The sequence below is a fragment of the Pseudomonas sp. FBCC-B1667 genome (assembly GCF_059133255.1).
Map to the genome: position 1 here is coordinate 6,449,194 of NZ_CP101437.1, position 25,568 is coordinate 6,474,761.

The window sequence follows — 25,568 nt, forward strand, 5'->3', positions numbered from 1 at the left end:
TGAGCGACAAGGGGTGTTGCGGGAGGGACAGGAAAATCAGATTTGCCCTACGTTTTTAGGGATTTTGTCCTTCAAAAGTTGGGATGTTTGACTACAGACATTTCCTGCAAACCAAAAAAAACGGCCCACCTCCACAAGGAAGCGGGCCGTTTTCATGTTCGGCGAAAGGTCAGAGCCTTAGCTCATCCCCATCACTTGTTCAGACGGAAATCTGCCTCGGCCGCAGCGAAACGCTGAAGCATGCCGTGAGTCGGCGAACCCAGCTTGCTGACGATGTAGATCGCCAGGCTGGCGAAGATGAAACCAGGGATGATTTCGTACAGGCCCAGCAGTTCGAAGTGTTTCCACACGATCACGGTGATCGCACCGACCAGAATGCCGGCCAGTGCGCCGTTGCGGGTCATGTCTTTCCAGATCACCGAGATCAGGACGACAGGACCGAACGCAGCACCAAAACCGGCCCAGGCGTAGCTGACCAAACCCAGTACGCGGTTTTGCGGGTTGGCGGCCAACGCGATGGCGATCAGGGCAACCAGCAGCACCATGGCGCGGCCGACCCAGACCAGTTCCACCTGGGAAGCGGATTTACGCAGGAAGGTTTTGTAGAAGTCTTCGGTCAGGGCGCTCGAGCACACCAGCAACTGGCAGCTCAGGGTGCTCATCACGGCAGCCAGAATGGCCGACAGCAACACACCGGCAACCCATGGGTTGAAGAGGATTTTCGCCAGCTCGATGAACACACGCTCGTGGTTTTCAGTGACCGGACCGGCCAGATCAGGGTTCGCCGAGAAGTAGGCGATACCGAAGAAACCTACGGCAACAGTGCCACCCAGGCACAGGATCATCCAGGTCATGGAGATACGACGGGCGTTGGCAATCGACTTGACCGAATCGGCCGCCATGAAACGCGCAAGGATGTGCGGCTGGCCGAAGTAGCCCAGACCCCAGCCCATCAGCGAGATGATGCCGATGAAGGTGGTGTTTTTCAGCATGTCGAAGTTGCTGGCGTCTTGCGCTTCGATGGCCAGGAAGGTGGTGTCGATGCCGCCGGTAGCCAGCAGCACGATGATCGGCGTCAGCAACAGCGCGAAGATCATCAGCGTGGCTTGTACGGTATCGGTCCAGCTAACGGCGAGGAAACCGCCGACGAAGGTGTAGGCAATCGTCGCCGCAGCGCCGGCCCACAGCGCAGTCTCGTAGGACATGCCAAAGGTGCTTTCAAACAGACGGGCCCCAGCGACGATGCCGGAAGCGCAGTAAATGGTGAAGAACACCAGGATCACCACCGCAGAAATGATCCGCAACAGGCCGCTTTTGTCTTCAAAACGGCTGGCGAAGTAATCCGGCAGGGTCAGGGCATCGCCGTTGTGCTCGGTCTGCACGCGCAGACGGCCAGCGACGAACAGCCAGTTCAGATAAGCACCGATGATCAGGCCAATGGCGATCCAGCTTTCAGACAGGCCAGACATGTAGATGGCGCCCGGCAGGCCCATCAACAACCAGCCACTCATGTCGGAGGCACCGGCGGACAAGGCTGTGACGACGCTGCCCAGGCTGCGACCGCCCAGAATGTAGTCCGAAAGGTTGTTGGTGGAGCGATAGGCCATCAAGCCGATCAGCACCATTGCTGCGATGTAGATCACGAACGTGATCAGGGTTGGATTGCTTACGCTCATTCTGTGATGCCCTGGCTTTGTTTTTATGTAGCGTCAGCGTGTGAACCCGCCGACAAACGTCACCGCTTGTTCAGACGATTTCAATGCCCGCGCATTTAAGACTGATGTTTCCCCAGGAAAGCCATCAGCCGGCGCACCGATTTTTCATCCGGTTGCACCTTGGGGCGCGAATCCTATTCAACAACCCAAATAAGGTGCAACCCATTTCGTGAGATTTAGTTGCACCCACACTGTTTTCCGCAAAACCAGGGGGTTTTTGCTCCCTTTTAGCGCAGTCACGCGACGTTTCTAGAAGTAAAAGCACCAAGCCGAAGCAGTACGTTCGTACCGGAATTTAATTCCTGACGAGCTGCTTATTATTCCGACAAAAAAAGGGTTGCACCCGGTTGCACCTCAACGGTTGCACAGCTAATCTTGCCGCCAGCTGATGCCACGCGGTCGTGGCAAACATGAGGATAAAAAAATGGCTACCACCACCCTTGGGGTCAAACTTGACGACCCGACCCGCGAGCGCCTCAAGGCTGCCGCGACCTCGATTGATCGCACGCCGCACTGGCTGATCAAGCAGGCAATTTTCAATTACCTGGAAAAACTCGAGGGTGGTGCAACCCTGACCGAGCTGAGCGGTTTGACCAAGGATTCCGACGACGCCGTCGATGCGCCTCTGGATCACGCTCACCAGTGCTTCCTCGAATTCGCCGAAAGCATCCTGCCGCAATCGGTGCTGCGCGCTTCGATCACCGCCGCTTACCGTCGCCCGGAGCCGGAAGTGGTGCCGATGCTGATCGAGCAGGCACGTCTGCCGGCAGCGATGGCTGAAGCCACCAACAAACTGGCCTCCTCGATTGCCGAGAAGCTGCGCAATCAGAAAAGTGCCGGTGGCCGTGCCGGGATTGTTCAGGGCCTGTTGCAGGAATTTTCCCTGTCGTCCCAGGAAGGCGTGGCGCTGATGTGCCTGGCCGAAGCGCTGCTGCGCATCCCCGACAAAGGCACCCGTGACGCGTTGATCCGCGACAAGATCAGCACCGGCAACTGGCACCCGCACTTGGGCAACAGCCCGTCGCTGTTCGTCAACGCCGCCACCTGGGGCCTGCTGCTGACCGGCAAACTGGTCTCTACGCATAACGAAGCCGGTTTGACTTCTTCCCTGAGTCGCATCATCGGCAAGAGCGGCGAGCCGATGATCCGCAAGGGCGTCGACATGGCCATGCGCCTGATGGGCGAGCAGTTCGTGACCGGCGAAACCATCGCCGAAGCCCTGGCCAACGCGAGCAAGTTCGAAGCCAAGGGTTTCCGCTACTCCTACGACATGCTGGGTGAAGCGGCACTTACCGAGCACGATGCGCAGAAGTACCTGGCCTCGTACGAACAAGCCATTCACTCGATCGGCAAAGCGTCCCACGGTCGTGGGATTTATGAAGGCCCGGGCATTTCCATCAAGCTGTCGGCACTGCACCCGCGTTACAGCCGTGCGCAGTACGAGCGTGTGATGGACGAGTTGTACCCGCGCCTGCTGTCGCTGACCTTGCTGGCCAAGCAGTACGACATCGGTTTGAACATCGACGCCGAAGAAGCCGACCGCCTCGAGCTGTCGCTGGATCTGCTGGAGCGTCTGTGCTTCGAGCCGCAACTGACCGGCTGGAACGGCATCGGTTTCGTGATCCAGGCGTACCAAAAGCGTTGCCCGTACGTGATCGACTACGTGATCGACCTGGCTCGCCGCAGCCGTCATCGCCTGATGATCCGTCTGGTGAAAGGCGCGTACTGGGACAGCGAAATCAAGCGCGCCCAGGTCGAAGGCCTGGAAGGCTATCCGGTCTACACCCGCAAGGTGTACACCGACGTTTCCTACATCGCCTGCGCCCGCAAGCTGCTGTCGGTGCCGGAAGTTATCTACCCGCAATTCGCCACGCACAACGCCCACACCCTGTCGGCCATTTACCACATTGCCGGTCAGAACTATTACCCCGGCCAGTACGAGTTCCAGTGCCTGCACGGCATGGGTGAACCACTGTACGAACAGGTTGTAGGCAAAGTGTCCGAAGGCAAGCTGAACCGTCCGTGCCGCGTGTACGCTCCGGTCGGCACGCACGAAACGCTGTTGGCGTACCTGGTGCGGCGTCTGCTGGAAAACGGTGCGAACACTTCGTTCGTCAACCGCATCGCCGACCAATCCATTTCGATCCAGGAGCTGGTGGCCGATCCAGTGGCCAGCATCGAGCAGATGGCGACGCTGGAAGGCGGCTTCGGCCTGCCGCACCCGCGCATCCCGCTGCCGCGTGATCTTTATGGTGCCGAGCGCGCCAACTCCAGCGGCATCGACATGGCTAACGAACATCGTTTGGCTTCCCTGTCCTGCGCCCTGCTGGCCACAGCTCACAACCACTGGAAAGCCGCGCCGATGCTCGGTTGCGCCTCCAGCACTGAAACCCCTGTGCCTGTGCTGAACCCGTCCGATCTGCGTGATGTGGTTGGCCATGTGCAAGAAGCCACCGTCGAAGACGTCGACAATGCGATCCAGTGTGCGCTGAACGCCGCGCCGATCTGGCAGGCCACCCCGCCCGCCGAACGTGCCGCGATTCTGGAGCGTGCCGCCGATTTGATGGAAGGCGAGATCCAGCCGCTGATGGGCCTGTTGGCTCGTGAAGCCGGCAAGACGTTCGCCAACGCCATCGCCGAAGTGCGTGAAGCCGTGGATTTCCTGCGTTATTACGCAGTGCAGGCGCGCAACGACTTCACCAATGACGCCCACCGCCCACTGGGTCCGGTGGTGTGCATCAGCCCGTGGAACTTCCCGTTGGCCATTTTCAGTGGCCAAGTCGCGGCAGCACTGGCGGCCGGTAACCCGGTGTTGGCCAAGCCTGCGGAACAAACTCCGCTGGTCGCCGCGCAAGCCGTGCGTTTGCTGCTCGAAGCCGGAATTCCGGAAGGCGTGCTGCAACTGCTGCCGGGCCGTGGCGAAACCGTGGGTGCCGGGCTGGTCGGTGACGAGCGCGTTAAAGGCGTGATGTTCACCGGCTCCACCGAAGTCGCTCGTTTGCTGCAACGCAACATCGCCGGTCGCCTGGATGCCCAGGGCCGTCCGATCCCGCTGATCGCCGAAACCGGTGGTCAGAACGCGATGATCGTCGACTCTTCGGCACTGACCGAACAGGTCGTGATCGACGTCGTGTCGTCGGCCTTCGACAGCGCCGGCCAACGTTGCTCGGCACTGCGCGTCCTGTGCTTGCAGGAAGATTCCGCTGACCGCGTCATCGAAATGCTCAAGGGCGCCATGGCTGAATGCCGTCTCGGCAACCCTGAGCGCCTGTCCGTGGACATCGGCCCGGTGATCGACGCCGAAGCCAAGGCTGGCATCGAGAAGCACATCCAGGCCATGCGCGACAAAGGTCGCAACGTGTACCAGGTGGCTATCGCCAACAGCGAAGAAGTCAAACGCGGCACCTTCGTGATGCCGACCCTGATCGAACTGGAAAGCTTCGACGAACTGCAACGGGAGATCTTCGGCCCGGTGCTGCACGTGGTTCGCTACAAGCGCAAAGACATCGATCAACTGATCGGTCAGATCAACGCTTCCGGTTATGGCCTGACGCTGGGCGTGCACACGCGTATCGACGAGACCATCGCCAAGGTGATCGACAACGTCAATGCCGGTAACGTCTACGTGAACCGCAACATTGTTGGCGCTGTGGTTGGCGTGCAGCCGTTCGGTGGCGAGGGCTTGTCGGGTACGGGTCCGAAGGCGGGTGGTCCGCTGTACCTGTACCGACTGCTGTCGACACGTCCTACCGATGCGATCGAACAATCCTTCGCTCGCGGTGACGCTCTCGCTGCACCGGACGTTCGTCTGCGTGACGCCATGAGCAAGCCGTTGACCGCCCTGAAAGCCTGGGCCGACAGCAACAAGTTTGCCGACCTGAGCACCCTGTGCGTGCAGTACGCAGCGCAATCGCAAAGCGGGATCACCCGAGTGCTGGCCGGCCCGACCGGCGAGCGCAACAGCTACGCCATCCTGCCGCGCGAACACGTGCTATGTCTGGCCGAGGTTGAAGGCGATCTGTTGACTCAACTGGCAGCGGTGTTGGCGGTCGGTGGTTCGGCGGTGTGGCCGGAATCTGACGTGAGCAAGGCGTTGTTCGCACGCCTGCCGAAGGAAGTTCAGGCACGGATCAAACTGGTGTCCGACTGGAACAAGGATGAAGTGGTGTTTGATGCGGTTCTGCATCATGGCCATTCGGATCAGTTGCGTGCGGTGTGCCAGCAAGTGGCCAAGCGTGCCGGGGCGATTGTCGGGGTTCATGGCTTGTCCCAAGGCGAAACCAACATTGCGCTGGAGCGACTGGTGATCGAGCGGGCGTTGAGCGTTAACACGGCGGCGGCGGGTGGTAATGCGAGCTTGATGACCATCGGTTAATCACTGCTACGTCAGCGACACAAAATGGGCGCCCTTACCGGCGCCCATTTTTTATCTGACTCCGCACAAGACTCTGTAGGAGCCGGCTTGCTGGCGATAGCGGTGCGTCAGATACACCGTGGTGAATTGATCGCCAGCAAGCCGGCTCCTACAGGTTGCGTGTTTGGCCTGTCTATCACCGTTATCAATCTTCCTTTCGCCCAAACCTACCCACGCCTAGACTCGGTCCATTCCAAAAAAAGGTAGGCCGCCATGTCCGAGACGTTGCTCAGTTCCCGCAATCTGGCTTTCGAGCTGTATGAAGTCCTCGATGCCGAGGGCCTGACCCAGCGTGAGCGTTTCGCCGAGCACAATCGCGAGACCTTCGATGCCGCCATCGGCACTGCCCGCAACATCGCCGAGAAATTCTTCGCCCCGCACAACCGCAAGGGCGACGAGAACGAGCCGCGCTATGAGGACGGTCAGGCGATTCTGATTCCGGAAGTGAAACCGGCGGTGGATGCCTTCCTCGAAGCCGGTTTCCTCAACGCGGCGCGCAGTTTCGACGCCGGAGGCATGCAACTTCCTACGCTGCTGTCGCAGGCTTGCTTTGCGCACTTTCAATCGGCCAACGCGGCATCGACGTCCTATCCGTTTCTGACCATGGGCGCGGCCAACCTGATCGAAAGCTTCGGCACCGATGAACAGAAGCAGCGCTTCCTGCAACCGATGATTGACGGTCGCTTCTTCGGCACCATGGCCCTGACCGAGCCGCACGCCGGTTCTTCGCTGTCGGACATTCGTACACGCGCCGAGCCTGCGTCTGACGGCACCTATCGCCTTAAGGGCAACAAGATCTTCATCTCCGGCGGCGATCACCCGCTGTCGGAAAACATTGTGCACATGGTGCTGGCCAAGCTGCCGGATGCGCCGGCCGGGGTGAAGGGCATTTCGCTGTTCATCGTGCCCAAGTTCCTGGTCAACGATGACGGCAGCCTGGGCAAGCGCAACGATGTGTTGCTGGCGGGGTTGTTTCACAAGATGGGCTGGCGCGGCACCACGTCAACCGCGCTGAATTTCGGCGATAACGGCGAGTGTGTCGGCTACCTGGTGGGCAAGCCGCATCACGGTTTGAGCTACATGTTCCAGATGATGAACGAAGCGCGGATCGGCGTCGGCATGGGCGCGGTGATGCTCGGTTACGCCGGGTATCTGTATTCGCTGGAATACGCCCGGGAGCGCCCGCAAGGTCGCGTGCCGGACAGCAAGGACCCGAACACCGCGCCGGTGGCGATCATTCAACACGCCGACGTCAAGCGCATGTTGCTGACGCAGAAAGCGTATGTCGAAGGTTCGTTCGACCTCGGGTTGTACGCGGCGCGATTGTTCGACGACACCACCACGCTTGAAACCGAAGCCGAGCGCAAACAGGCCCATGAGTTGCTGGATTTGCTGACGCCCATCGTCAAATCCTGGCCGTCGGAGTTTTGCCTGAAGGCCAATGAACTGGCGATCCAGATTCTTGGTGGCCATGGCTATACCCGCGAATATCCGGTGGAGCAGTACTACCGCGACAACCGCCTGAACCCGATTCACGAAGGGACGCACGGCATTCAGTCGCTGGACTTGCTCGGGCGCAAACTGGCGCAGAACGGTGGGGCAGGGCTCAAGCAACTGATCCGACTGATCGCCGACACAGGTGCGCGGGCGCAGGCGTATGAATCCTTGACCGCATTGCGTGAACCGCTGGAGAAACTGGTGGCGCGTTTGCAAACGGTGACCATCGGCCTGCTGACTGATCTGGCGCAGGGCAAGGTCAACAGCAGCCTGGCGAATTCGGCGCTGTACCTGAAAGTGTTCGGGCACACGGTGATTGGCTGGCGCTGGCTGGAACAGGCGATTCGGGCCGAGGAAGGATTGGCCAAAGGTCATGCGGCGGATGTGAGCTTTTATAAGGGCAAGCTGCAGGCGGCGCGGTATTTCCTGACGTGGGAAGTGCCGGGTTGCCACCATGAGCTGGCGATTCTGGAGGCGCGGGATGATGTGTGCTTGAACATGCAGGATGAGTGGTTCTGATCAGAGCTTTGTGGTGCTGCTGAAATCCATTCGCGAGCAAACCCGCTCCCACACTTGAAATGCGATCAAATGTGGGAGCGGGCTTGCTCGCGAAGGCGCCCGCTCAGGCAACACATTTTTCAGCTCAGCTTGAAACTGCTCATCTGCCGCGCCAAATCATCCGCCAACCGCTGCAACGTCTGACAGTCTTCGCGACAAGCCCTGACTTCGCCAGCCGTAGCCCGGGCCAAATCCGAAATCCCCTGTACGTTGCGGTTGATCTCCTCGGTCACCGCCGACTGCTCTTCCGTTGCCGTCGCCACCTGATGGTTCATGTCGCTGATCCGCTCCACCTGCCCGGTAATCGCCGTCAACGACGCCCCGGTGCGCTGGCTCGACTCGACACCGGTGCCCGTTGCCGCTTGCCCTGAATGCATGGACGACACCGCATTCTCCGCGCCTTGCTTGAGGCTGCCGATCATCTGCTGAATCTCGTCGGTCGACGCCTGCGTGCGCCGCGCCAAGGTGCGCACTTCATCCGCCACCACCGCAAACCCACGCCCCATGTCCCCGGCGCGCGCCGCTTCGATAGCGGCGTTGAGCGCCAGCAAATTGGTCTGTTCGGAAATCCCGCGAATCACCGCCAGCACCTGATCGATAGACGCTACTTGATGGGCCAGATCGCCCACCGCCGTTGCCGCGAGGCCGATTTCATCGGACATGCTTTCTATATGCCGGATCGAGCCGCCGACCACTTCCCGCGCCTGCATCGCTTCATCGCGGGCATTTTGCGAAGCAACGGCCGCGTTGCCGGCGTTCTGGGCGATTTCCTGCACGGTCAAACCCATCTCATGAACGGCAGTGGCGACCATGTCAGTCATTTCCTGCTGCCGACCGGAGCGCTGGGCCGTGTTGTCCACCACCGTCGCCACTTGGCCGACGGCGGTGCGCAAGCGCTCGCTGGTGGTCAGCACGTCGCCGATCATCTCGCGCTGACTGTCGAGGAATCGATTGAAGCCGCGCGCCAAGTCACCCAGTTCATCGGCACGACTGGAATCTAACCGATGGGTCAAATCTCCCCCACCGCTACCAATGGCCACTAACGCCGCTGTTACCTGCCGGATCGGGCGCACCAACCCACGGGCCAGCAACACCACCAGCATCAGGCACACCAGCGCCACGGCCAGGCCGATGCCGCTGCTCATCCACATGGCGCGGCGTGCTTCAGCGTAGATCTGCGACTGCGGCACTTCGGCCACCAGCGTCCAGCCCAGGTCTCGCAGCGGCAGGCTCAAGGCGAGGAAGTCTTCACCGTCTCTTATGAAGCTGCTGTTTGTGGCGGTTTTTTGACCCATGACCGCTTGCGCCGCCGGGGCACCGATTTGCTCGGCCAAGGTGCGTTTACCGCTGAATTGCGCCTCGGGATGCACTTGGATCAAACCGTCCGAACGCACGAGATAGACCTTGCCGCGCGCTCCGAAGCTGAAGTTGTGGATCAGCTCCGACAGCTCTTTCATGCTCAGCCCCAGGCCGGCAACGCCCACGACTTTACCGGCGGCCTGCACCTTGAGGTCGATGAACAACGCCAATTCTCCGGTCGCGGTGTCATTGTCGATATTGAGGGTGCGCGGCTGATTGCTGTCGAGAAATGAGTAGAACCAGGCGTCTTTGGGGTTGGAACGGCTGAGGGTCCGGTCCAGGCCTTTTTCGGTCAGATAATGATTTGAACCGGTGCCGATAATCAGCGCGGTGAACGCTTTATGCTCGGCGCGAATGCCTTCCAGGTATTGCGCGAATTCAGCCGTCCGGCCGCTGTCTTCACCCGCGGCCAACCAGTCGCGCACCATGCTATTGCTGGCGATGTCCTTGGCGGCGGTGAGGGGTTGAACGAGGATTCGTTCGATGTCGTTGCGCATCGCTTCGATGCTTGAAGGCAGGGCTTGTTCGACCAGATAGCTCTGGGCGAGACGGTTAACCACCAGGGTATAAATACCCACCACGATGAGGATACTGACCAGCAGGGCGGTGCCCATGCTCAGGATCAACTGCCATTGAATACTGCGTCGCCAGAACTGCATGGTGCACCCCCAAAGAATAAGAGGCTGAAACACTGCAACAGCCGTGCCGATTGTATACAACGCTTATCGACAATTTATTCTTTGGTTGTGCGCAAAGCCGATCAGGCCTGATTGATCGTCTTGGAGATCACTTCAACCGTGGCGCTGACTTGCTCTTGGTAACGGTCGAGTGCCTGCTTGTGCTGCTTTTGCATTTCGATTTGCTGCGAACACAGATTCATCGCGGCCAATACCAGCAGGCGGTCACCGATCAGGGTCGGGTACTTCCGTTTGGTGTCGGCCAAAGCAGCTTTCAACATCATCGCGGCGTCCAGCAGGGTTTGCTCTTCCCCGGCCGGCGCCTTGATCGAATAGTCCTCCCCCAGGATCGAGACGACTTTTACCCCTGCGGCGCCGTGATTCATGCGCTGACCGGACCGGCGCTGACGCGCTCAACCAGGGCCTGGATGCGTGCGGCGGTGGCGCCTTGCTTCTCTTCCTGCTCCATCAGGCTCAGTTGCAGGCTTTCGTTTTCATCCTTGGCCTGAGCCAGTTCTGCACTCAGGGTCTGGTTGGTGCCCAGCAGTGCCTGGTTCTGTTGCACCAGGTCATTTACCAGCTGTTCCAATTGGCTTAGGGATGCTTCCAACATTTTGATTTTCCGAGCATTTTCAAAGGGCGCGTACGATAAAGAAAAGTCACCACGGATGCCAGGGTTATTGGGGCCTGAAGCCTTGATTTTCCTGGCGGGCGACCTTTCTCGCGAGCAGTAGAGACTGTGATTGGTGGATCCGGTTCCTGCACTTCGTCGCCGGGGGCCCTTGTGCGACAAAAACGCGCAGGGACTCAAGACTTTAGTCGCATGACCGATAAGTCACTCATATGTCAGCTTCAGCGCCGCACGGGTGCGCTCACTTCGGTAAACACCATGTCCCTTCGTAATATGAATATCGCTCCACGAGCGTTCCTCGGTTTTGCCCTGATCGGCAGCTTGATGCTGATCCTGGGCGTGTTCGCCTTGAACCAGATGAGCAAGATTCGCGGTGCCGCCGAGGAAATCACCTCGAGCAGCGTGCCGAGCATCAAGAGCCTCGACGAGTTCACTCAGTTGACCCTGCGCCTGCGCGTTCTGTCTTATCGCTTGCTGGTCAACCGCGAGCCGGACGTGCAGCAGAAAACGATGGACCTGCTGGACACTCGCAATCAGCAAATCCGCAGCGCCCAGACGACCTACGAAAAACTGATCAGCAGCCCGCAGGAACGTGCGGCCTACGATCAATACGTGCAGTTGCTGGGTCAGTACCGTCAGATCGAAGATCGCATGAAGAGCCTGTCGCGCAACAATCAGGTCGATGAACTGCGCACCTTGCTCAACACCGATCTGTTGACCAACTCCGAAGCGCTCAACACCGTGCTTAACCGTTTGCTGGAGATCAACACGCAACAGACCATCGACACCAACCAACAGGCAGCCGACCAGTATTCATCGGCGTTCAACCTGGTGATCACCCTGCTGATCATCGCTACCGGCCTGACCCTGCTGTTCGCCTGGTTGCTGACCAACAGCATCACCAAGCCCATCGCCAACGCCCTGAGCGCTGCCGAGGAAATTGCCGAAGGCAACCTGACGCGCCCGATCACCGTCGACGGTGAAGACGAAGCCGGTCGCTTGCTGCTGGCGATGTCGAAGATGCAAGACAAGCTGCGCGACACCCTGCAACGGATTTCCGGCTCGGCCACACAACTGGCGTCCGCCGCTGAAGAGCTCAACAGTGTCACCGACGAAAGCGCGCGCGGCCTGACTCAGCAGAACAACGAAATCGAACAGGCGGCCACTGCGGTCAACGAAATGACCAGCGCCGTGGAAGAAGTCGCACGTAATGCCGTGAGCACTTCCGAAGCCTCGAAAAACGCCACGACGTCGGCCGGTGACGGCCGTGATCTGGTACAGGAAACCGTCAGCGCCATCGAACGCATGAGTGCCGACGTGCAGAGCACCGCGACGCTGATCGGCGATCTGGCTAATGAATCCCGTGACATCGGCAAGGTGCTGGACGTGATTCGTGGCCTGGCTGACCAGACCAACCTGCTGGCCCTCAATGCGGCCATCGAAGCGGCTCGCGCCGGTGAGGCCGGTCGTGGTTTTGCAGTGGTGGCGGATGAGGTTCGTGCGCTGGCGCATCGCACTCAGCAGTCGACCAGCGAAATCGAACGCATGATCGGCAGCATCCAGAGCGGCACCGAGCACGCAGTGGATTCAATGCGCAACAGCACCGAGCGCGCCGAGTCGACGCTGAACATTGCGCGTGGCGCGGGGATGTCGCTGGACACCATTAACAGTGCGATTGTCGAAATCAACGAGCGCAACCTGGTGATCGCCAGTGCGGCCGAAGAACAGGCGCAAGTGGCCCGTGAAGTGGATCGCAACCTGGTGAACATTCGTGATTTGTCGGTGCAATCGGCGACCGGGGCCAACCAGACCAGTGCGGCGAGTAATGAGCTGTCGCGATTGGCGCTGGACCTGAACAACATGGTTGGGCGGTTTAGCCTCTGAGACCCGGTCGATGATCGTTCCCACGCGGAGCGTGGGAATGATCCTCCTCTTCACCTCCCTTGCTGCAAAAGCTTTTTGACAGCATCACATTTCAACAGGTTAGAATCGCTGGCACGCAGACTGCATGGTCAGTTTGTGCCCGCCTTTCGTTTTCTGGAGTACTGCCTTTGAATGCAATCACCATCAACAGCCTGTTTCTGATCGGCGCGTTGCTGGTAGGTGCGAGCATTCTGGTGAGTTCACTTTCGTCCCGCCTCGGCATCCCGATTCTGGTGATTATCCTGGCCGTGGGCATGGCTGCCGGCGTCGACGGTGGCGGCATTATTTTTGATAACTACCCAACGGCCTATCTGGTCGGCAACCTCGCGTTGGCGGTGATCCTGCTCGACGGTGGCTTGCGCACCCGGGTCGCCAGTTTCCGCGTTGCGCTCTGGCCGGCGCTGTCGCTGGCCACGGTCGGGGTGTTGATCACCACCGCGTTGACCGGCATGGTCGCCGCCTGGCTGTTCAACCTGAGCATCATTCAGGGCCTGTTGATCGGCGCGATTGTCGGCTCTACAGACGCCGCGGCGGTCTTCTCGCTGCTGGGTGGCAAAGGCCTGAACGAACGGGTCACCGCCAGCCTCGAAATCGAATCCGGCAGCAACGACCCGATGGCGGTGTTCCTCACCGTCACCCTGATCGACATGCTCGCCAGCGGCGAGACCGGCCTGCACTGGAGCCTGCTCGGCCACTTCGTGCGCGAGTTCGGCATCGGTGCTGCCGTCGGGCTCAGCGGCGGCTGGCTGATGCTGCAACTGGTCAACCGGATCAACCTGGCCAACGGCCTCTATCCGATTCTGGTGATTGCCGGCGGCCTGGTGGTGTTTGCCCTGACCAACGCCCTGCACGGCAGTGGTTTCCTCGCGGTGTATCTGTGCGGCCTGGTCATTGGCAACCGACCTGTGCGCAGTCGGCACGGCATTTTGCACATGCTCGACGGCATGGCGTGGCTGGCGCAGATCGGGATGTTCCTGGTGCTGGGGCTGCTGGTCACCCCGCATGACTTGCTGCCGATCGCCCTGCCCGCGCTGGGTTTGGCGCTGTGGATGATCCTGGTCGCGCGGCCGCTGTCGGTGGTGGCTGGATTGCTGCCGTTCAAGGCGTTCCATGGCCGCGAAAAAGCATTCATTTCCTGGGTCGGCCTGCGCGGCGCGGTCCCGATCATTTTGGCGGTGTTCCCGTTGATGGCCGGTCTGCCCCACGCCCAGCTCTATTTCAACCTCGCTTTCTTTATTGTGCTGGTGTCGCTGCTGGTGCAGGGCACGAGCCTGCCATGGGTGGCCAAACTGCTGAAAGTGACGGTGCCGCCGGAGCCCGCGCCGATCTCGCGGTCAGCCCTGGAAGTGCACGTCACCAGTGAGTGGGAACTGTTCATTTATCGCCTCGGTGCCGAGAAATGGTGCATCGGCTCGCCCCTTCGCGAGCTGAAAATGCCCGAAGGCACGCGCATCGCGGCGCTGTTTCGAGGCCAGCAATTGCTCCATCCGTCGGGTAGTACGGTGCTCGAAGTCGATGATTTGCTGTGTGTTATCGGCCATGAACACAACCTGCCGGCCCTCGGAAAACTCTTCAGCCAGGCACCGCAACGGGGTCTGGATTTGCGCTTCTTCGGCGACTTCGTACTCGAAGGAGACGCCCAGCTGGGCGCGGTTGCTTCGCTGTACGGGTTGAAAGTCGAAGGCATCGATCCGGACATGGCGCTCGGTCACTTCATCGCCCAAAAAGTCGGGGGTGCACCCGTGGTCGGTGACCAGGTGGAGTGGAACAACACCATTTGGACGGTCGCGGTCATGGAGGGGAACAAGATCGGCAAAGTGGGCGTCAGATTCCCCGAAGGAAGTCGCCCCGGTCCGGGCTTGTTCCTCTAAACTCCATTCTTCGTCTCGTTTTCGATCGGTCTCTATGTCAACCCTGCGCACCTTTTTTGTCATGGCCCTGCTGGGCCTGAGCCTCTCCATCGGCACGCTGCAAGCGGCCGAACCGCCGTCCAGCGAAGCCGTACAGGCCAGCCTGGACAAGATCGCCGACCGCAAGCTGCCGGAAGCCGATCAGAAAGCGTTGCAAGCCATCCTGCAAAACACGCTGACCCAGCTGAACAATCAGCGTGATTACGAGCAGAAACTCGCCGATCTCAAACAGCAACTGGCCACCGCGCCCAAGCAGAACATCGAGAACCAGCGTGAACTGGCGCGGCTCAAGGCGACCAAGCCGCAGCCCGTCGGGCAACGCTACGCCAACCTGTCGATCCCTCAACTTGAACAAATGCTCACCGAGCGCTCAACCCAGCAAAGCGATCTGCAAAAGGCCCTGGCCGACGCCAACAGCCTGGTGATTACCGCCCAGACTCGTCCGGAACGTGCCCAGGCCGAGATTTCGGCCAGCCAGACGCGCATTCAACAAATCAACAACACCCTCAAGACGGGCAAAGACGCCGGCAAAACCTTGAGTGGAGAACAGCGCGATTTACTCAATGCCGAACTCACTGCCCTGAATGCGCTGATCCCGCTGCGGCGCCAAGAACTGGCCGGCAACAGTCAGTTGCAGGACTTGGGCAGCGGCCAGCACGATTTGCTTTCGGAAAAATCCGATCGCCTGGATCAGGAGATCCAGGAGCTGCAAACCCTGATCAACCAGAAACGTCTCGCCCAGTCACAGGAAACGGTAACCCAACAGTCCATCGAGGCGCAGAAGTCCGGCGGTAGCGCCTTGCTGGCTACTGAAAGCGCGGCCAACCTGAAGCTCTCCGACTACCTGCTCAAAAGCACCGACCGCCTCAACGAAGTCACTCAGCAAAACCTGCAGACCAAACAACAACTGGACAACGTCACCCAGAGCGATTCGGCGCTGGACGAGCAAATCAACGTGCTCAAGGGCAGCCTGCTGCTCTCCAAGATTCTCTACAAACAGAAGCAGTCCCTGCCGCGCTTGAGGCTCGACCGCAACCTGGCCGATCAGATCGCCGACATTCGCCTCTATCAATTTGAAGTCAGCCAGCAACGCGAACTGCTGAGCAACCCGGCCACCTATGTCGACAATTTGCTGTCGACCCAACCGCCGGAGCAAGTCACCCCGCAACTGCGCAAGAGCCTGCTGGAGCTGGCCACGACCCGTTCCGACCTGCTGGAACGACTGAACCGGGAATTGAGCGCCGTACTCAATGAATCCATCACTCTGCAACTCAATCAGAAACAACTGCTGAGCACTGCGCAAAGCCTGCGCGCGACCCTCGACGAGCAGATGTTCTGGATTCCCAGCAACAAACCGCTGGACCTGGAATGGATCCACGCCGTGCCGGAACGTTTGCAGCGCCAGGTCACCACGTTGCCGTGGTCGTCCAGCCTGAGTGAATTGAGCGATGGCCTGATTCAACGGCCGCTGCTGTTTCTGCCGCTGGTGCTGCTGATCGGCGCCCTGCTGTGGCGACGCAAAAGCCTGTATGCCCGCCTGAACAAGGTTCACAAGGACATTGGCCACTTCAAGCGCGACAGCCAGTGGCACACGCCTCAGGCCATTCTGATCAATATATTGCTGGCGATGCCGGTCGCACTCGGCCTGGCCTTGTGCGGCCTCGCCTTGCAGATTGACGCCCGCGGACAGAACGCCAACATGGGTGCAGCGCTGCTGCAAATGGCCCAGGCGTGGCTGGTGTTCTACACCGCCTACCGGATCCTGGCGCCGGGCGGCGTGGCGGAGTTGCATTTCCGCTGGGAAAAACCTCAGGTCGAATTCCTTCAAGGCTGGATCCGTCGACTCGGTCTGGTGGTGATGGCGCTGGTGGCGGTAGTGGCGGTCGCCGAGCTGCAACCGGCGACGCTCGCCGATGACGTGCTGGGCATGCCGGTGGTGTTGACCTGCTACGCCTTGATGGCGTGGCTGCTCAGCCGCTTGCTGATGCGCAGCCCGACGCATGAGAACACTTCGCTATTCCGCAAAATCGTCGGGATCCTGTTCACCGCGCTGCCGATCGCATTGTTCGTGGCGGTGTGCTTCGGCTACTACTACACCGCGCTCAAACTCAGTGATCGACTGATCAACACCCTTTACCTGCTGATGTTCTGGCTGGTGATCGAAGCCACTTTTGTCCGCGGCCTCAGCGTGGCGGCACGCCGACTGGCGTACCAGCGAGCCCTGGCCAAACGCCAGGCCGCTAAAGAGGCCGGTGATGGCGAAGCGGTGATCGAAGAACCGACGCTCGACATCGAGAAGGTCAACGAGCAGTCCTTGCGCCTGATCCGCCTGGCGCTGCTCGGCGGCTTCATGGCCGCGCTGTACTGGGCCTGGTCCGACCTGATTTCGGTATTCTCGTACCTGGACAACATCACCCTCTACGAATACACCAGCGGCACGGGCGCCACCATGAGCATGGTGCCGATCAGCATCGGTGACATGCTCGGCGCGCTGATCATCATTGGCATCACCTTCGCCCTCGCCCGCAACTTGCCGGGCCTGCTGGAAGTGTTGGTGCTGTCCAAACTCAACCTGGCGCAGGGCAGCGCCTACGCCACGACCACGCTACTGTCCTACGTGATCGCCGGGGTCGGTTTTGTCTCGACCCTGTCGACCCTCGGCGTGAGTTGGGACAAGTTGCAATGGCTGGTGGCCGCGCTATCGGTCGGCCTCGGTTTCGGGATGCAGGAGATCTTTGCGAACTTCATCTCCGGCATCATGATTCTGTTCGAGCGCCCGGTGCGGATTGGCGACACCATCACCATCGGCAACCTGTCGGGTACGGTGAGCAAGATCCGCATCCGTGCCACGACCATTACCGATTTCGACCGCAAGGACATCATTGTCCCGAACAAGACGTTCATCACCGGGCAACTGATCAACTGGTCGCTGACCGATACCATCACCCGGGTAACACTCAAGCTCGGCGTCGACTACGGTTCGGACCTGGACCTGGTGAAAGAGCTGCTGCTCAAGGCTGCCCGGGATAATCCGCGCGTGCTGAAGGACCCGGAACCGCACGTGTACTTCCTGAACTTCGGCGAAAGCACCCTCGACCATGAGTTGCGCATGCACGTGCGCGACCTTGGCGACCGCAACCCGGTGCTCGATGAAGTCAACCGCTTCATCAACCGCGAGTTCAAGAAGCAGCACATCAACATCTCTTTCCGGCAGATGGAGGTCTACCTCAAGAACCTTCAGGGTCAGGAATACAAAATGGTGCCGATCGAGCCGGAAAGTAAAACCATCGTGCCGATGGCCGATGGCAAACCCGTGCAAGAACCACCCTCCGCCAAGCTCGACTAACCGCCCTATCCCCAGCAGAATGCTTGGACATTCTGCTGGAGATGGCCGGTGAAAGCCCTCGACGAACTGACCTTCGATAATCGTTTTGCCCGCCTGGGCGATACGTTTTCCGCCCTTGTGCTGCCCGAGCCCATCGATAATCCCCGTCTGGTGGTGGCCAGCCCTGCGGCAATGGCGCTGCTGGACCTGGACCCGGCCGTTGCTGAAACCCCGGAGTTCGCCGAGCTGTTCAGCGGCCACAAGCTCTGGGCTGACGCGGTACCGAGGGCGATGGTCTACTCCGGGCATCAGTTCGGCTCCTATAACCCACAGTTGGGTGATGGACGTGGCTTGTTGCTGGGCGAGGTCTACAACGAGGCCGGTGAACACTGGGACTTGCACCTCAAAGGCGCCGGCCAGACGCCTTTTTCGCGCATGGGCGACGGCCGTGCAGTGTTGCGTTCCTCGATCCGCGAGTTTCTCGCCTCTGAGGCGCTGCATGCCTTGAACATCCCGACCACCCGCGCGTTGTGCGTGATCGGCTCCGACACGCCCGTCTGGCGCGAGAAGCAGGAACGCGCCGCCATGGTCCTGCGCATGGCGCCGAGCCATGTGCGCTTCGGGCATTTCGAATACTTCTACTACACCAAACGTCCCGAGAAGCAGAAAGAACTCGGTGAACACGTGCTGGCCATGCATTTCCCCGAATGCCTGGAACAGCCGGAACCGTATCTGGCGATGTTCCGTGAAATCGTCGAGCGCAACGCCGGGCTGATCGCCAAGTGGCAGGCCTATGGCTTCTGCCACGGGGTGATGAACACCGACAACATGTCGATCCTTGGCATTACCTTCGACTTCGGCCCGTTCGCCTTCCTCGACGACTTCGACGCCAACTTCATCTGCAACCACTCCGACGATCAGGGCCGTTACTCCTTCAGCAACCAGGTGCCGATCGGCCAGTGGAACCTCAGCGCCCTGGCCCAGGCCCTGACGCCGTTCATCAGTGTCGAAGCCCTGCGCGAAACCCTCGGTCTGTACTTGCCGCTGTACCAGGCCCACTACCTGGACCTGATGCGCCGCCGCTTCGGCTTCACCACCGCTGAAGACGACGACCAGAAACTGCTGGAGCACTTGCTGCAACTGATGCAGAACAGCGGCGTCGATTACAGCCTGTTCTTCCGCCGACTCGGAGATGAATCACCCGAACAGGCCGTCGCCCGCTTGCGCGATGATTTTGTCGACATCAAGGGCTTCGATGCCTGGGGTGAGCGCTATATCGCCCGGGTGGCCCGTGACGGCGTGGTTGATCAGGAACAACGCCGCAAAAGGATGCACGCGGTCAATCCGCTGTACATCCTGCGTAATTACCTGGCGCAAAAGGCTATCGATGCGGCGCAAAGCGGTGATTATTCAGAGGTTCGGCGGCTGCACGCGGTGCTGAGCAATCCGTTCGAGGAACAGCCGGGGATGGAGACCTACGCCGAGCGGCCGCCGGAGTGGGGTAAGCACTTGGAGATCAGTTGTTCTTCTTGAGTCCAACGAAATTTCAGATTGGCATTGAGTGGTGTTCACGGTCATAGGCTTTGACCTATTGATAATCGGGATCTGTGCCTCCAGATCCCTGACATTGATTGCCAATTTTCGAAGAGCCGACTATGACCGACCCACTCCTCATCCCCTGCCCCCACTGCAGCGGCCTCAACCGCATCCCCGCCGAGCGCCTCAACGATCATCCAAAATGCGGTCGCTGCAAGGCCGAGGTCTTGCTGAGCAAGCCGTTCGAACTGAACCAAAATGACTACGCCGGCCAGATCAAAGGCGATCTGCCGTTGCTGGTGGACGTGTGGGCGGATTGGTGTGGGCCGTGCAAGTCGTTTGCACCGGTGTTCGAGCAGGCGGCGGGTCAGTTAGCGGGAAAGTGCCGGTTGGCAAAACTGGACAGCGAGGCGAACCAGCAGTTGTCCGCGCAGTTGGGGATTCGCTCGATTCCGAGTTTGATTCTGTTCAAGAACGGCCGGGAAGTGGCGCGCCAGAGCGGGGCGTTTCCGCTGCCGCAGTTGATGAGTTGGCTGCGTAGCCAAGGAATTTAAAAACACCACCGAATCAATGTGGGGCTTGCTCGCTCCCACATTTTGATGGGGGGTGTTAGCCGGGATCAGGCATTTTCCAGCAGGCTGTGCAGCTCGACGAATTGCTGGGTCAGTTTGTGCCGTGGGTCGAGGTGGATCAGCGGTGTGTTCGCCTGGTGGGATTCGCGCATACGCACCGAACTGGCCAGGTACACCGGCAGCACCGGCAACCCTTCGGCGATCAACTCGTCGAGGATCTGTTGGGGCAGGCTGGCGCGGGCCTGGAACTGGTTGACCACAATGCCTTCGACTTCAAGGCCTTCGTTGTGGTCTTCCTTCAATTCCTCGATTTCAGCCAGCAAGCCGTATAGCGCCTGGCGTGAGAAGCTGTCGCAGTCGAAGGGAATCAGTACGCGATCCGCGGCAATCAAAGCAGATACCGCGTAGAAGTTCAGCGCGGGCGGTGTATCGAGGTAGATCCGGTCGTAATCTTCTCCCAACTCTTCAAGCAGCTTACGCAGCTTGTTGATCTTGTGTTTAGCCTCAAGCTTGGGCTGCAAATCCGCCAGTTCGGCCGTGGCGGTGATCACATGCAGGTTCTCGAAGGGCGTTTCGTAGATGTCGACCTGGTTTTTCTTGGAGAACGGGCCGGAGGACAGGGTTTGCTTGAAGAAGTCGGCGATGCCCATCGGGATATCACTGCCGGTGAGGCCCGTCAGGTATTGAGTGGAGTTAGCCTGGGCATCGAGATCCACCAATAGGGTGCGATAGCCCTCGCTGGCGCTGACCGCCGCCAGATTGCAGGCAATACTGGATTTGCCCACGCCGCCTTTTTGATTAAACACCACGCGCCGCATGTCAGACCTCCATGTATCAAAGAATGACCGAGTGTAGTAGTCCACGGCATCGCTTAGCTACCTCCTTGGTATAAGGACTACACGGTCAGCGTCTGTTTCCCTATGGATAAGAGGCTATCTCATCCATTGAGTCAGGCAACGGGCCGACAGACATGAGCATCCCCATGTGGATAATGGCCAAACGCGCGTTTTTCGCGAACCGGACGGTACATTTCCTTGCGCAAAATGTAACCAGTATTTGCTACGCACCCGTAGCACCCGGATAATGCGCGCCACTCGGCGCGACGCGCCACGTAAGGTCTGTCGCTGTTTTTGCGACTCACCGCGTCACGTTAGCCCCGCAGGGGCGGGATGTATGTCTGTGATCAACTTCAACATCGCCCAATGGCGCGCATGGGCTCCCGGGCTCGAAAGCGTGGACGACTGGCAGGCATGGAGCCGACAACCGGTCGTGCTTGCGAGCAGCGATGCCGCCCCCGACGTGTCGTTTCTGCCCGCCATACAGCGCCGGCGCCTCAGCCGTCTGGCGCGAATGGCCTTCAGTGTCGGCTGGCCCTTGGCCGATGGTCGCAAGGACCTACCGTTGGTCTTTATTTCCCGCCACGGCGAAACACCGCGCACGTTCGAAATCCTCAGTGATCTGGCGACCGACCAACCGTTGTCACCCACTCAATTCAGCTTGTCCGTCCACAACGCCGTTATCGGTCTATGGTCGATCATGCGTGGCGAAACCAGCGAAATGACGGCGCTCGCCGCTGCCGGTGACGGGCTGGAGCACGGCATGTTAGAGGCCGCGGCGATGCTGGACGAAGGTGCACCTGCCGTCCTGTTGATCGTCTGCGAAGAACAACCGCCGGATGCCTATGAAACCTGGATCGACGATGTGCCGTTTCCGTATGCCGTGGCGTTGTTACTGACCCCCGGTACCGCCTGGCAGTTGTCCCTGAACAGCTCGACGCAAAGGTTGTCCAAAGCCCACTGGCCCCATGCCCTGAATCTGTTGCGTACCCTGCTCGGCCAGCAAACCACTTGCCAACATGCCTGGAAGAATCGTGTATGGACCTGGCATCGCACCCCGTAGCCGGAAAAAACCGCGACGCCTATTACTGGCGCCTGCTGGCCACTGCCGCAAGCTTTACCCTCTTCGGGTTGGGTGGCCTGTGCCTGCGGCTGGTGGTTTTCCCGTTGCTGGGTTGCCTGCCCGGTGATGCCAGAACCCACCGGCTGCGCGCACGAAAAACCGTCAGTCGTTGTTTCTGGTTTTTTGTCCGGTTCATGGCCCGCACCGGGGTCCTGACCTACGACATCCAAGGGGCGGAAAAACTCGGTCGCCCAGGGCAAATGATCCTCGCCAATCACCCCTCGCTGATCGATGTCGTGTTTCTCATTGGTTTGGTGCCTCATTCCAACTGCGTAGTGAAGCAAAGTCTCTGGGAAAACCCCTTTACCCGCGGGCCGCTGCGTCGCACCGAATACATCAGCAACGACGGCAGCATGGACATGCTTGACGCAGCTGCCGATGCGCTGAAAGACGGTCAGACCTTGATCATCTTTCCCGAAGGCACGCGCACCCAGCCCGGCGAGGCGCCGGCCTTTCATCGGGGGGGCGCGGCGATCGCCCTGCGCGGTGCGAAAATCCTCACCCCGGTCATCATCAAGGTCAGCCCGACGACATTGACCAAGGCCGAGCCTTGGTATCGGATCCCGAAACGCCGCGTGCACTTCAGTTTTCGTGTTGGGGCCGATATAGACCCACAGTCTTTTGCAACGCTAGGCCCGGCTCCCCAGGCTTCGCGCAAGCTTAACGAATATTTGCATACCTACTTTATTAAGGAGCTCGCCGAAGATGAGCGAACTACACCGTGAGATCAAAGAACTGATCATCGACGCCCTCGGCCTCGAAGACATCAGCGCCGACGATATTGACAACGACCAGACATTGTTCGGCGAAGGGCTGGGCCTGGATTCAGTGGACGCTCTGGAGCTCGGTCTGGCGATTCAGAAAAAATACGGCATCAAAATCGATGCCGACGCCAAGGACACCCGCAATCACTTCACCAACGTGGCGAGCCTTGCGGCGTTCGTCACTGCAAAACAGGCAGCTTGAGACCGGACCATGCAAACTCGTGACGACATTTTCAACACCCTGCGCGATGCCTTGGTAGAACTCTTCGAGCTGGACCCGGCGCGCGTGAGCCTCGAATCGAACCTGTATCAGGACCTGGAAATCGACAGCATCGACGCCGTCGACCTGATCGATCACATCAAGCGTCAGACCGGCAAGAAAATCGCCGCCGAAGAATTCAAATCGGTGCGAACTGTCAGCGACGTGGTCGAGGCGGTCTATCGCCTGGTTCAACCGGCAGCATGAGCCGGCTGGTCGGCCTTGGCCTGCTGCTCGCGGGCCTGTTGTACCCCTTTGCGGTGTATTTCGGCGTGGAACATTTTGCTCCGTGGCAGTTCGGCCTGCTGTTGGGCAGCCTGTGGCTGGCTCGGGCGTTGCTCGGTGCGCGGCGTCCCGGCAGCGTGTGGGTGGCGACCATCGCCATCGCTTTTTGCCTGCTGCTGGCGCTGTTCGACAGCCCGCAGTTGCTGCGCTGGTACCCGGTGCTGATCAGCGCGTTCATGCTCGGGCTGTTTGGCCTGAGCCTGAAGTTCGGCCCCCCAATGGTCGAACGCCTCGCGCGCCTGCGGGAACCGCACCTGCCGGCCAAGGCCATTATTTATACGCGCCAGGTGACGATTGCCTGGTGCGTGTTTTTCATCTTTAACGGTTTGCTCGCCGCCGCCCTGACACTCTGGGCGCCGCTGAGTTGGTGGATGTTGTACACCGGCCTGATTTCCTACGGATTGATGGGCCTGCTGTTTGCCATTGAATGGCTGATACGACAACGCGTACGAGGCCACTCATGAATTGGATAACACTTGAGCAGCTGTTGCTCAAGGCTCAGCCGGAACGTGCCGTCACGGCCAAACCGGTGTTGAATCATGCACACTTGTGCGAACAGGCCCTGCGTTTGGCAGCCGGCCTGCAAGCCCAGCGTGTGCAGCGCATTGCCGTGCACCTTGAAGACGCCGCCGACCTGGCCATTGCCCTCCTCGGTGCCTGGCGTGCCGGGGTCAGCGTGCTGCTGCCCGCCGATCTGCAACCGCAGACGCGCCAGCGCTGGTCCGGCGAAGTCGATCTGTGGCTGACCGATCTGGCCGATGACGCGCACCTGAGCGATTACCGTCACCCGCCTCTCGCGGGGGCCGCGCTGGATCTAGACGCCTGCCAGTTGAGCCTTTGCACCTCCGGTTCCAGTGGTGAGCCCAAGCGCATCGACAAAACCCTGCGCCAACTGGCCAACGAAGTTCAGGCCCTGGAACAGCTCTGGGGCGCAGACCTGGGCGAGGCGTGCATCATCGGCAGCGTCGCCACTCAACACATCTATGGCTTGCTGTTTCGGGTGCTGTGGCCGCTGTGCGCCGGTCGGACATTCGGACGCCAGCAACTGGCGTTTCCCGAAGACTTGCAGCGCGCCAGTCGTGAACATCCGGTCTTCGCCTGGGTGGCCAGCCCGGCGCTGCTCAAGCGCATGGGTGACAACCTCGACTGGCCTGCCTTGAGCGCCGTGCGCCGGGTGTTTTCCTCGGGCGGCGCGTTGCCTGCCGAGGCCGCGCAGAGTCTGCACCAGCGTCTGCAACAATGGCCGACAGAAATCCTCGGCAGCTCGGAAACCGGCGGCATCGCCTGGCGTCAGGGTGACGATCTCTGGCAGCCATTTGCGGAGGTCGAAGTGAGCCAGGACAGTGACGGCGCTCTGCTGATCAAATCACCGTACTTGCCAGCAGGACATACCGAACACACCGCTGACGCCGCACGAATAGCAGCCAACGGCCGTTTTGAATTGCTTGGACGGCTGGACCGGATCGTCAAACTGGAAGAAAAACGTATCTCGTTGCCCATGCTGGAAAAGGCCCTGATGGACCACCACTGGGTCACGGAAGCGCGTCTCGGTGTGGTCCAGGAAAACCGCGCCTCGCTGGGTGCGCTAGTGGTATTAAGTGAGCCGGGCCTGCATGCCTTGCGCAATCAGGGCCGACGCACCCTCACGCAGGCGCTGCGTCAACACCTGGCCCAGCATTGTGAGACCCTCGCCCTGCCACGACGCTGGCGATTGCTGCGGCAATTGCCCCTGAACGCTCAGGGCAAACTGCCTCAGGCCGATGTCGAAGCCGTGTTGCTGGCGCCCCGAGTCAAAGCACCGCACGTGCTCGAACAGGTCGAAGTCGACGGCGAATGGAGCCTTCAGCTGGCTGTCCCGCCGGACCTCGCCTACTTCAGCGGCCACTTCCCGCAAACGCCGGTACTGCCCGGCGTAGTGCAGGTGGAATGGGCGTTGAGCCTCGGCCAGCATTTGATGGACCTGCCGGCGAAATTCGCGGGCATGGAAGTGCTGAAATTCCAGCAACTGGTGCGCCCGGGTGACGAAATCCAGCTGCACCTGCGTTTTGACCCGGAACGCAGCAAATTGTATTTCACCTATCGCAATGAGACCGCCACCTGCTCCAGTGGGCGGATTTTGTTGGAGGCAGCGGGCGATGCATAAGGTTGATGAGTGCTCGCGATGGGATCAACTCGATGCGTCGG

At 60.0% G+C, this 25,568-nt stretch carries 18 protein-coding genes and 2 pseudogenes; 14 read left to right on the top strand and 6 right to left on the bottom strand.

Annotated elements, in window-relative coordinates; translation table 11 throughout:
• Positions 1-191 precede the first annotated feature (191 nt).
• Positions 192-1,676: a sodium/proline symporter PutP gene (gene putP, locus NL116_RS29765; RefSeq protein WP_494375174.1), complete on the bottom strand. Its 1,485-nt coding sequence runs from the start codon at positions 1,674-1,676 to the stop codon at positions 192-194.
• 463 nt (positions 1,677-2,139) lie between these two features.
• Here putP and putA point away from each other — a divergent pair, with 463 nt between their 5' ends.
• Together putA and NL116_RS29775 are read left to right on the top strand one after the other, a co-directional pair.
• Complete coding sequence (gene putA / locus NL116_RS29770; protein ID WP_494375175.1) at positions 2,140-6,090, top strand: trifunctional transcriptional regulator/proline dehydrogenase/L-glutamate gamma-semialdehyde dehydrogenase; 3,951 nt, start codon at positions 2,140-2,142, stop codon at positions 6,088-6,090.
• A gap of 252 nt (positions 6,091-6,342) precedes the next feature.
• Positions 6,343-8,145: an acyl-CoA dehydrogenase gene (locus tag NL116_RS29775; RefSeq protein ID WP_494375176.1), complete on the top strand. Its 1,803-nt coding sequence runs from the start codon at positions 6,343-6,345 to the stop codon at positions 8,143-8,145.
• A gap of 119 nt (positions 8,146-8,264) precedes the next feature.
• Here NL116_RS29775 and NL116_RS29780 read toward each other — a convergent pair whose 3' ends face one another.
• The 4 genes and pseudogenes from NL116_RS29780 to NL116_RS29795 all read right to left on the bottom strand — a co-directional run bounded on the left by NL116_RS29780 (position 8,265) and on the right by NL116_RS29795 (position 10,833).
• Entirely contained in the window at positions 8,265-9,110 is an 846-nt protein-coding gene (locus NL116_RS29780) for a methyl-accepting chemotaxis protein (protein ID WP_494378155.1), read from the bottom strand.
• A 66-nt stretch (positions 9,111-9,176) separates the two neighbouring features.
• Positions 9,177-10,202 (bottom strand): annotated as a pseudogene (locus NL116_RS29785) (cache domain-containing protein); the annotation flags it as partial.
• Between the two features lie 101 nt (positions 10,203-10,303).
• Entirely contained in the window at positions 10,304-10,606 is a 303-nt protein-coding gene (locus NL116_RS29790) for a cell division protein ZapA (protein WP_494375177.1), read from the bottom strand.
• A complete protein-coding gene (locus NL116_RS29795; RefSeq protein ID WP_027922060.1) occupies positions 10,603-10,833 on the bottom strand; it encodes a hypothetical protein in 231 nt (76 codons plus the stop codon). The genes NL116_RS29790 and NL116_RS29795 overlap by 4 nt, the downstream gene beginning before the upstream one ends.
• Before the next feature lie 291 nt (positions 10,834-11,124).
• Between NL116_RS29795 and NL116_RS29800 the strand changes: the two are divergent.
• The 6 genes and pseudogenes from NL116_RS29800 to trxC all read left to right on the top strand — a co-directional run.
• A pseudogene (locus NL116_RS29800) lies at positions 11,125-11,880 on the top strand (MCP four helix bundle domain-containing protein); the annotation flags it as partial.
• A complete protein-coding gene (locus tag NL116_RS29805) occupies positions 11,872-12,735 on the top strand; it encodes a methyl-accepting chemotaxis protein (RefSeq protein ID WP_371922129.1) in 864 nt (287 codons plus the stop codon). The pseudogene NL116_RS29800 and the gene NL116_RS29805, both read left to right, overlap by 9 nt.
• Positions 12,736-12,902: 167 nt before the next feature.
• A complete protein-coding gene (locus NL116_RS29810) occupies positions 12,903-14,645 on the top strand; it encodes a potassium/proton antiporter (RefSeq protein WP_494375178.1) in 1,743 nt (580 codons plus the stop codon).
• A gap of 34 nt (positions 14,646-14,679) precedes the next feature.
• Positions 14,680-18,030, top strand: a complete 3,351-nt coding sequence (gene mscK, locus NL116_RS29815) for a mechanosensitive channel MscK (RefSeq protein WP_494375179.1) — start codon at positions 14,680-14,682, stop codon at positions 18,028-18,030.
• Positions 18,031-18,078: 48 nt separating this feature from the next.
• Complete coding sequence (gene selO, locus NL116_RS29820; RefSeq protein ID WP_494375180.1) at positions 18,079-19,542, top strand: protein adenylyltransferase SelO; 1,464 nt, start codon at positions 18,079-18,081, stop codon at positions 19,540-19,542.
• Positions 19,543-19,664: 122 nt separating this feature from the next.
• Entirely contained in the window at positions 19,665-20,099 is a 435-nt protein-coding gene (trxC, locus tag NL116_RS29825) for a thioredoxin TrxC (RefSeq protein ID WP_494375181.1), read from the top strand.
• Positions 20,100-20,164: 65 nt separating this feature from the next.
• Here trxC and NL116_RS29830 read toward each other — a convergent pair whose 3' ends face one another.
• On the bottom strand, positions 20,165-20,935 hold the full coding sequence (locus NL116_RS29830; protein WP_494375182.1) for a ParA family protein: 771 nt from the start codon (positions 20,933-20,935) through the stop codon (positions 20,165-20,167).
• A 355-nt stretch (positions 20,936-21,290) separates the two neighbouring features.
• Between NL116_RS29830 and NL116_RS29835 the strand changes: the two genes are divergently transcribed.
• From NL116_RS29835 to NL116_RS29860, 6 genes are read left to right on the top strand one after another with little or no spacing between them, the layout of a single operon-like run.
• On the top strand, positions 21,291-22,016 hold the full coding sequence (locus NL116_RS29835) for a beta-ketoacyl synthase chain length factor (protein WP_494375183.1): 726 nt from the start codon (positions 21,291-21,293) through the stop codon (positions 22,014-22,016).
• Positions 21,992-22,801 (top strand): lysophospholipid acyltransferase family protein, encoded by an 810-nt coding sequence (locus NL116_RS29840; protein WP_494375184.1) that lies wholly within the window; start codon positions 21,992-21,994, stop codon positions 22,799-22,801. Before NL116_RS29835 ends, NL116_RS29840 begins: the two co-directional genes overlap by 25 nt.
• Complete coding sequence (locus NL116_RS29845) at positions 22,782-23,042, top strand: phosphopantetheine-binding protein (RefSeq protein ID WP_123435536.1); 261 nt, start codon at positions 22,782-22,784, stop codon at positions 23,040-23,042. The genes NL116_RS29840 and NL116_RS29845 overlap by 20 nt, the downstream gene beginning before the upstream one ends.
• A 9-nt stretch (positions 23,043-23,051) precedes the next feature.
• Entirely contained in the window at positions 23,052-23,306 is a 255-nt protein-coding gene (locus NL116_RS29850) for an acyl carrier protein (RefSeq protein ID WP_007947135.1), read from the top strand.
• A complete protein-coding gene (locus NL116_RS29855) occupies positions 23,303-23,848 on the top strand; it encodes a COG4648 family protein (RefSeq protein ID WP_494375185.1) in 546 nt (181 codons plus the stop codon). The genes NL116_RS29850 and NL116_RS29855 overlap by 4 nt, the downstream gene beginning before the upstream one ends.
• Positions 23,845-25,527, top strand: a complete 1,683-nt coding sequence (locus NL116_RS29860; RefSeq protein ID WP_494375186.1) for an ApeI family dehydratase — start codon at positions 23,845-23,847, stop codon at positions 25,525-25,527. The genes NL116_RS29855 and NL116_RS29860 overlap by 4 nt, the downstream gene beginning before the upstream one ends.
• Positions 25,528-25,568: the final 41 nt, after the last annotated feature.

Bases quoted from the DNA above. Each gene is read 5' to 3' on its own strand.
- NL116_RS29860 (WP_494375186.1), top strand. From the start codon at position 23,845: ATGAATTGGATAACACTTGAGCAGCTGTTGCTCAAGGCTCAGCCGGAA.
- putA (WP_494375175.1), top strand. From the start codon at position 2,140: ATGGCTACCACCACCCTTGGGGTCAAACTTGACGACCCGACCCGCGAG.
- NL116_RS29850 (WP_007947135.1), top strand. From the start codon at position 23,052: ATGCAAACTCGTGACGACATTTTCAACACCCTGCGCGATGCCTTGGTA.
- NL116_RS29835 (WP_494375183.1), top strand. From the start codon at position 21,291: ATGTCTGTGATCAACTTCAACATCGCCCAATGGCGCGCATGGGCTCCC.
- NL116_RS29840 (WP_494375184.1), top strand. From the start codon at position 21,992: ATGGACCTGGCATCGCACCCCGTAGCCGGAAAAAACCGCGACGCCTAT.
- trxC (WP_494375181.1), top strand. From the start codon at position 19,665: ATGACCGACCCACTCCTCATCCCCTGCCCCCACTGCAGCGGCCTCAAC.
- NL116_RS29780 (WP_494378155.1), bottom strand. From the start codon at position 9,110: ATGATCGGCGACGTGCTGACCACCAGCGAGCGCTTGCGCACCGCCGTC.
- NL116_RS29790 (WP_494375177.1), bottom strand. From the start codon at position 10,606: ATGAATCACGGCGCCGCAGGGGTAAAAGTCGTCTCGATCCTGGGGGAG.
- NL116_RS29855 (WP_494375185.1), top strand. From the start codon at position 23,303: ATGAGCCGGCTGGTCGGCCTTGGCCTGCTGCTCGCGGGCCTGTTGTAC.
- NL116_RS29830 (WP_494375182.1), bottom strand. From the start codon at position 20,935: ATGCGGCGCGTGGTGTTTAATCAAAAAGGCGGCGTGGGCAAATCCAGT.
- NL116_RS29805 (WP_371922129.1), top strand. From the start codon at position 11,872: ATGCAAGACAAGCTGCGCGACACCCTGCAACGGATTTCCGGCTCGGCC.
- NL116_RS29845 (WP_123435536.1), top strand. From the start codon at position 22,782: ATGAGCGAACTACACCGTGAGATCAAAGAACTGATCATCGACGCCCTC.
- NL116_RS29795 (WP_027922060.1), bottom strand. From the start codon at position 10,833: ATGTTGGAAGCATCCCTAAGCCAATTGGAACAGCTGGTAAATGACCTG.
- putP (WP_494375174.1), bottom strand. From the start codon at position 1,676: ATGAGCGTAAGCAATCCAACCCTGATCACGTTCGTGATCTACATCGCA.
- mscK (WP_494375179.1), top strand. From the start codon at position 14,680: ATGTCAACCCTGCGCACCTTTTTTGTCATGGCCCTGCTGGGCCTGAGC.
- NL116_RS29775 (WP_494375176.1), top strand. From the start codon at position 6,343: ATGTCCGAGACGTTGCTCAGTTCCCGCAATCTGGCTTTCGAGCTGTAT.